Annotated in this window: 1 protein-coding gene; it reads right to left on the reverse strand. The window is 46.9% G+C overall.

Features of this window, described 5'->3' with window-relative positions; all coding sequences use genetic code 11:
• Window positions 1-126 precede the first annotated feature (126 nt).
• Window positions 127-1,113, reverse strand: a 987-nt coding sequence (locus tag BN338_RS09290; RefSeq protein WP_039761429.1) for a glycine-rich domain-containing protein, incomplete at its 5' end; no start/stop codon positions are given.

Below are 1,113 nucleotides of genomic sequence, written 5' to 3' on the forward strand. Positions count from 1 at the left end.
GAAAGAGCTTTTAAAGGACTATAAAAAGGCTTTTACAAAGAAAAACTGTACAGCGCTTATAAAGCTATCCTATAAGAGCCAATCCTTTAAACTGTACCAGTCGTTTTTTATACCTACATAAACCATTCATTCTTTCCACAACCTGATCAAAACAGCGCCATTCGCTCCAGCACCGCTATACCCACCATCACTATGGGCACCAGCACCGCCGCCGCCAAAACCACATCCTCCCTTCCCAGATTTATAGCTGCCAGTCCCCGTCCCTCCAAAACCGCCCCTTGAGGTATCGCCTCCAGCATCACCGCCATTCCCACTTGTCGCACCAGTAACACCGCCCGTACCAGGATGACCATTCCCACCTTTAGCGATACCTGGATGATCGTCCGTTGCCAAGCCAAAATTTCCACCAATACCTCCAGCACCACCACCACCACTACTACCACTACTTTGGTTGCCAAAAACTCCTGTATTTGTTGTTCGATAAGCGCCATGTCCTCCTTTTCCACCCGTCGCAGTGATAAAATTTTTCCCAACGACTGTCGTCTGTCCAGCATTACCGGTCGCACTTCTACCTGTAACACGTTCTCCACCCTTCCCAATCACTATATCTTCATGCCCATTCAAACTGGCTTTATAGCCGTACCATACTGAACAACCGCCACCGCCGCCGCCGCCGCCTAATCGTGGTGTATCGGACCCACCACCACTGCCACCACCACCCCATGCTTGGACTTCTACTTTAGTTTGGTCTGTTGCCCAATCAGGCCATTGAATTTTTCCATTTTGTGTATACAGTAATTCAGCATCGGCAAGTGCAGGCCAATTCATCGGTTTCTCACTAAAAACTTTTTTAAACCTCTTTATTTCTGCCCATATTTCCTGCTGGAGAGCATCTACTTGCTCTTTCGTATAAACAAGATCGCCATCGACTTTTAAAGGTCCTTTCAATGTGCTGCCGCTTGTGCTTAAACTTGTCACCACTTCACCATTATGAATAAGGCTAAACGACGAATTGCCCAACAGTTCTAAGCCACCACTCATGGTCACTTTGCTGGTAAATTTATTGTAATTTTTCCATTCATTTGGGCTTGCTAGGCGTCCATAGCTTGTCAG

Origin of the sequence: Bartonella queenslandensis AUST/NH15, from assembly GCF_000312585.1 — a bacterium.
Classification (GTDB): domain Bacteria; phylum Pseudomonadota; class Alphaproteobacteria; order Rhizobiales; family Rhizobiaceae; genus Bartonella; species Bartonella queenslandensis_A.